Here is a 5454-nt window from a genome sequence, read left to right as displayed (position 1 = left end):
GCATGCTCAACATCAGGTCGCGGTACTGGTGCGCAAACTGGCGGATTTCCTTTGGGTCGATATTGCGCAGTTCTTTCATGGACATGCCCCAGAAGCGCTCAAAGACCTGCGCCTCGGCCTGCTCGATCAGCTTCAGGTCCGCGCCGGGCAGCAGCATATCCAGCATCTGGTAGGCCTTTATCAACCGTGAAGTATCGCGCGTACCCACCGCGATGACCCGCTCTTCCGGCCATGTCGAAGTCACCGAGGTGGACATGAGCTTCCGCGTCCCCGGACACCTTTCCCGCCTTCTGATTCAGGAGGGGGACAGGGTGGAGCAGGGGCAGGTGCTGGCCGAACTGAAGCAGACGGTTTTTGTGGCCCGGTGCGACCAGGCAAAGGCCCAGCTGGCCGAATTGAACGCCCGCCGGGAATCCCTTGAACTGGCAATAAAAATAAAGGAAGACTCGGTGGAAGCACAGATTCGTCAGGCCCAGGCCATGGTTTCGGCAGCCGAAGCACGCTATGAGAGCCTTAAAACCGGATCCAGAACAGGAGAGATTCGGGAAGCCGCCGCCGCCCTGGAAAAGGCGAGGGCCGAGCTGGACAACCGCAGGCAGGACTACCAGCGCATGCAGACACTTTTTGAGCGCCGCATCATCTCCGCCAGCCAGATGGAGGACTCCCGGACCGCGCATGATGCAGCTCTGGCAGTGTATAAGGCCGCCGAAGAAAAATATAAACTCGTCAGTGACGGCCCCCGTCAGGAAATGGTCAAAGAAGGGCAGGCCAATGTTTTCGGCACGGATGCCGCACTGGAAACCGCTAAAATAGGCCGCCGCGAAGCACAGAAAATGAGACTGGACCTTGGGGCGCTGCAGGCCCAGATCGACCAGGCGGCCGCAGCACTGGCCATCGCTCAGGATGATCTCAATGAATCGCGGCTTCGGGCGCCCTTTAACGGATTTGTTTCAGTAAAGAATGTTGAAGAAGGGGAGTACGTTCAGGCCGGCGCACCTGTTTTCACCCTGGCGCGGCTGGATCGCCTGTGGGTTAAAACCTACATACCGGAAACCTATCTGGGCAAAATTCGAATCGGCGGGGAAGCCCAGGTTATCTCGGACACATTTCCCGCTAAAGTCTATGTCGGTCACGTAAGCTATATATCCCAGGAGGCCGAATTCACACCCAAGAACGTTCAAACCCATGAAGAACGAACCAAGCTCGTCTATCGAATCAAGGTCATGCTGGATAATCCGAATCAAGAACTCAAAGCCGGCATGCCGGTAGACGTCCTCTTGAGGTAGCGGGCATGCCGGTCATCGAGGTTGAAAAGCTGTCCCGCGATTTTGCGGGAAACCGCGCCCTGGACGAACTGAGCTTTTCCGTCGAGCAGGGGGAAATTTTCGGGCTGGTGGGGCCAGACGGTTCAGGGAAAACAACCTGCCTGCGCGTGTTGTGCGGTCTCATCCAGGCTTCCAGCGGACATGTTTCCGTTCTGGGAGCGGACGTATCCCGTCATCCGGAATCCATTCGGCATGAAATCGGATACATGGCCCAGCCGGCAGGTCTCTACGACGATCTGACCGTGGCGGAAAATATTCGGTTTTACGCAGCGCTGTACGACATCCCGCCGTCACATTACCAAGCGCGCATGGAACGCCTGCTGCATTTCTCCGGTCTGGCTCCTTTTTCGAACCGCTTTTTTCGAAATCTCTCAGGGGGGATGAAACAAAAGGCCGGCCTGACCTGTGCACTGATTCATACGCCGCGCGTCCTTTTCCTGGATGAACCCACCAACGGCGTCGATCCGGTATCGCGCAGAGATTTCTGGAAAATTTTATATGAGCTGAAGCGGGAGCAGGTGACGATTGTCGTCGCTTCCACCTATCTGGATGAAGCGGACCGCTGTCATCGCGTAGCGATGTTTGAAAACGGCAAGGCAAGCCTGATCATGCGCCCGATGGCCATGCGCAGCCTGATGAAGGGTTTTCTGTTCAACCTGCGCGTTGCCGACAGGATCAAAACCGTCAAGGCTCTGCGTCAAATGCCGCAGGTACTGCAAAGCAGCGTATTTGGAGCAGGGATTCATGTCCTGCTGTCAACACCGGAAGACCTGGCAGCCGTTCGGGCGAACCTGTCGGATCTCGGTATTACCGATGTTGAAACAGACGCCATCGAGCCGACCCTGGAAGATGTTTACCTGTCGCTGGTGGCTCCCCACAAAGGCAAAGCCTGAAACCATGGACGCCGTGTATCTGGAAAACGTGGTAAAAAAATTCGGTGACTTCACTGCCGTCGACGATATCTCTCTGTCAGTCGCGCGAGGCGAAATTTTCGGGTTCCTGGGACCGAACGGCGCCGGCAAATCCACGACCATTCGAATGCTCTGCGGCCTGCTGACGCCCACATCCGGCACGGCACGGGTGCTCGGGCTGGACATCCTCAGCCAGGCTGAAAAAATAAAGGCAAAACTGGGATACATGTCGCAGCGTTTTTCCCTGTATGAAGACCTTCGAGCTGAGGAAAACATGCGCTTTTTCGGCGGGATCTATGGACTGGGAGACAGCGAGTGCCGCCGGCGAATCCAAGAGGTTCTGGATGTGACCGGCCTGAGCGACCGGCGGCAGCACATGACCCGGGATCTGCCGGGCGGCATCAAGCAGCGGCTGGCTCTCGGCTGCGCTCTCCTTCACAGACCGTCCATCATTTTTCTGGACGAGCCGACGTCGGGCGTCGACCCGGCCACCCGCCGTAATTTCTGGGATCTGATTTATGATCTGGCCGAGAGGAACGTCACCGTGTTCGTCACAACCCATTACATGGAAGAGGCCGAGTACTGCAACCGAATCGGCCTGATCAACCACGGCAGGCTCATCGCCGCCGGGACGCCGCAGCAATTGAAGCAACACCATCTGGAGGGCGAGATATACGAAGTGGAAACCGACGACGTCCTTGCCGCCGTCGAAACCGTAGCCGGTATCCACGGCGTACTGGATGCGGCCGTTTTCGGCCGCAGCATGCATGTCCGCCTCAACAACATTTACGCTGCGGAAAACACCCTTCGCAAATGCCTGGCGGATTCCGGACTAGGGGCAACGCGTATTCGAACCATCCAACCGACGCTGGAAGATGTTTTCGTCGCGCTGGTTTCCCAAAAACCGGAAAAAAAGCCATGAATCTCCGTCGTGTCAGCGCTCTTACAAAAAAGGAATTTCTCCAGATGCTGCGGGATATTCGAAGCCTCATGGGCGCCGTATTCATTCCGCTTCTGATGATTTTTCTTTTCGGCTATGCCCTCAGCCTGGACGTGGACCGCATTCCCACCCTGATTTTCGATCAGGATCGAAGCGCCCTTTCCCGTGATCTGATCCATCAGCTGGGCGACTCGCGCTATTTCCAGATCATTCGATACATCGACAGGGAAAAGGAAATCGACAGCGCGCTGAACCGGGATGAAGCGCTGATGGCGTTGGTCATTCCCGCAGGCTTCGCCCGGCAGGTGAAGCAAGGCAGAAAAGCACCCGTGCAGGCTGTGTTCGATGGATCGGACGCCAATACCACCACCATTGCCGTCGGCTACCTCAAGGCGGTTGCAACGCGATTCGATCTGAATGTCCAGCAGGAACGCATGCGGCGTGCAGGCCTGGAAACGGCGACCATGCCGGTTGAACTCCGCATGCGCGTCTGGTTCAATCCGGAATTGAAAAGCCGCCACTTCATCATACCGGGCCTGACGGCTGTCATCATGATGGTGATCTGCTCCCTGTTGACCACCCTGACCATTTCAAGGGAGCGGGAGACCAAAACACTGGAACAGCTGATCTCCACCCCCATAACCAGCGGTGAACTCATGCTCGGCAAACTGCTTCCCTATATGGCTGTAGGCATTGTGGATATGGTCCTTGTGGTGGGTTTCGGTGTTTTTATCTTCGGTGTTCCCTTTCGCGGAAACATTCTGGAACTGTTTGTCGTGGCGATCATCTTCCTGGTCGGAACGCTGTCATGGGGCCTGTTTCTCTCCGTGGTTTCCAAAAATCAGCTGCAGGCCAGCCAGCTGGCGATGGTAACCGTCTTTCTGCCGTCTTTTCTTCTGTCGGGCTTCATCTACCCCATTGAAAACATGCCCCCTGCCCTTCAGGCCGTAACCTATCTCATACCGGCCCGCTATTTTGTAACGATTCTCAAGGGAATGTTCCTGAAGGGCGTCGGCTTTGACTATCTGTGGCCCGAAATTCTGGCACTGGCGGCTTATGCGGTACTGGTGCTTCATTTGGCCCGCAAAAAATTTACCAAAAGGCTGTTTTGATGCGATTGATCCTCTTAAGAATCCGGGTAATGCTGATCAAGGAGCTGCTTCAGGCGGTTCGGGATCCCCGTCTGCGGTTCCTGATCATTCTGCCGCCCCTGTTCCAGCTGCTGGCATTCGGCTATGCCGCCAATCTCGACTTGAAGCATATTCCCACCGCCCTGTACGATGAAGACAATTCCTCTTTTTCGAGAGAGCTGGCTTTTTCCTTTTCCTCGTCCGGCTATTTTTACTTCGTATCGCAGCTGAATGATGCGAAATCCATGAGCGAGGTGATCGACCGGGGAACGGTTGATGCGATCCTGCATTTCGGGCCTGATTTTTCAGCCAGGGTCGGCAGCGGCCGAACCGCCCTTTTGCAGGTGCTGGTTTCAGGGACCAATTCAAACACGGCTTCCCTGGTTCAAAGCTATTCACAGCAAATTGTTGAACGTTTCAACCGGTCCAGGCTCGATATCATGCTGCAGCGCAATCCAAAACTCAAGAACATTATCCCGCAAGGATCCGCTGGAATCGTCCAGCCGCAGATTCGCGTGTGGTTCAATGAGACTCTGCGTTCGGTTAACTTCTACGTGCCGGGCATCATCGCCCTGGTGATCCTGGTCAGCACTTTGAATCTTACGGCCATGGCGGTTGTGCGGGAAAAGGAAGTCGGCACCATGGAACAGATCATGGTCACCCCCATTCGTCCGCTGGAATTTATCCTGGGAAAAACCATCCCCTTTGCCTTAATCGGCATTTTTCAGGTCGCCCTGGTAACGACCATCGGCATCTTCTGGTTTCACGTTCCGATGCAAGGCAGCCTGGGGCTTCTCTTTTTCGCGCTGCTGCTTTATCTGCTTTCCTGCCTGTCGCTGGGACTGTTGATTTCAACCATCAGCCGCACCCAGCAGCAGGCGCTGATCACGACGTTTTTCTTTCTTTTCCCGGCAATTCTTCTCTCGGGGTTTATTTTTCCGATTCAAAACATGCCGGTTGTGATCCAGTGGATAACCTATCTCAACCCGCTGCGATACTTCCTGGTGATCATTCGAGGCATTTTTTTGAAAGGTGTCGGGTTGAACGTTCTCTGGCCGGAAATGGCCGCGCTGCTGGTGGCGGGCCTGCTGCTGATGGCCCTGGCCGTCAAACGGGTCGGGAAAACGCTGGATTGAAAAATCTTTAGC

Annotated in this window: 6 protein-coding genes; 5 read left to right on the top strand and 1 reads right to left on the bottom strand. The window is 55.5% G+C overall.

Features of this window, described 5'->3' with window-relative positions:
• A partial coding sequence (locus tag R6V78_RS18490; RefSeq protein ID WP_410290865.1) for a hypothetical protein occupies positions 1 to 256 on the bottom strand: 256 nt, incomplete at its 3' end.
• On the opposite strand from R6V78_RS18490, the gene R6V78_RS18485 reads away from it, so the two are divergent.
• From R6V78_RS18485 to R6V78_RS18465, 5 genes are read left to right on the top strand one after another with little or no spacing between them, the layout of a single operon-like run.
• Positions 255 to 1286: an HlyD family efflux transporter periplasmic adaptor subunit gene (locus tag R6V78_RS18485; protein ID WP_410290864.1), complete on the top strand. Its 1032-nt coding sequence runs from the start codon at positions 255 to 257 to the stop codon at positions 1284 to 1286. The two genes, R6V78_RS18490 and R6V78_RS18485, sit on opposite strands and share 2 nt — an antisense overlap.
• A 5-nt stretch (positions 1287 to 1291) precedes the next feature.
• A complete protein-coding gene (locus R6V78_RS18480) occupies positions 1292 to 2218 on the top strand; it encodes an ABC transporter ATP-binding protein (protein WP_410290863.1) in 927 nt (308 codons plus the stop codon).
• Between the two features lie 4 nt (positions 2219 to 2222).
• Positions 2223 to 3158, top strand: coding sequence for an ATP-binding cassette domain-containing protein (locus R6V78_RS18475; RefSeq protein ID WP_410290862.1), 936 nt, complete (start codon positions 2223 to 2225; stop codon positions 3156 to 3158).
• Complete coding sequence (locus R6V78_RS18470; RefSeq protein WP_410290861.1) at positions 3155 to 4288, top strand: ABC transporter permease; 1134 nt, start codon at positions 3155 to 3157, stop codon at positions 4286 to 4288. The genes R6V78_RS18475 and R6V78_RS18470 overlap by 4 nt, the downstream gene beginning before the upstream one ends.
• Positions 4288 to 5442 (top strand): ABC transporter permease, encoded by a 1155-nt coding sequence (locus R6V78_RS18465; protein ID WP_410290860.1) that lies wholly within the window; start codon positions 4288 to 4290, stop codon positions 5440 to 5442. The genes R6V78_RS18470 and R6V78_RS18465 overlap by 1 nt, the downstream gene beginning before the upstream one ends.
• Positions 5443 to 5454: the final 12 nt, after the last annotated feature.

It is taken from the genome of Desulfosarcina sp. (genome assembly GCF_046496365.1).
Lineage (GTDB): Bacteria > Desulfobacterota > Desulfobacteria > Desulfobacterales > Desulfosarcinaceae > Desulfosarcina.
Note: the sequence above shows the minus strand (reverse complement) of the source record. Positions and strands in the feature narration are given on the sequence as shown.

Coding starts and splice junctions, on each gene's coding strand:
- R6V78_RS18485 (WP_410290864.1), top strand. CDS start 255: ATGAGCTTCCGCGTCCCCGGACACCTTTCCCGCCTTCTGATTCAGGAG.
- R6V78_RS18480 (WP_410290863.1), top strand. CDS start 1,292: ATGCCGGTCATCGAGGTTGAAAAGCTGTCCCGCGATTTTGCGGGAAAC.
- R6V78_RS18475 (WP_410290862.1), top strand. CDS start 2,223: ATGGACGCCGTGTATCTGGAAAACGTGGTAAAAAAATTCGGTGACTTC.
- R6V78_RS18470 (WP_410290861.1), top strand. CDS start 3,155: ATGAATCTCCGTCGTGTCAGCGCTCTTACAAAAAAGGAATTTCTCCAG.
- R6V78_RS18465 (WP_410290860.1), top strand. CDS start 4,288: ATGCGATTGATCCTCTTAAGAATCCGGGTAATGCTGATCAAGGAGCTG.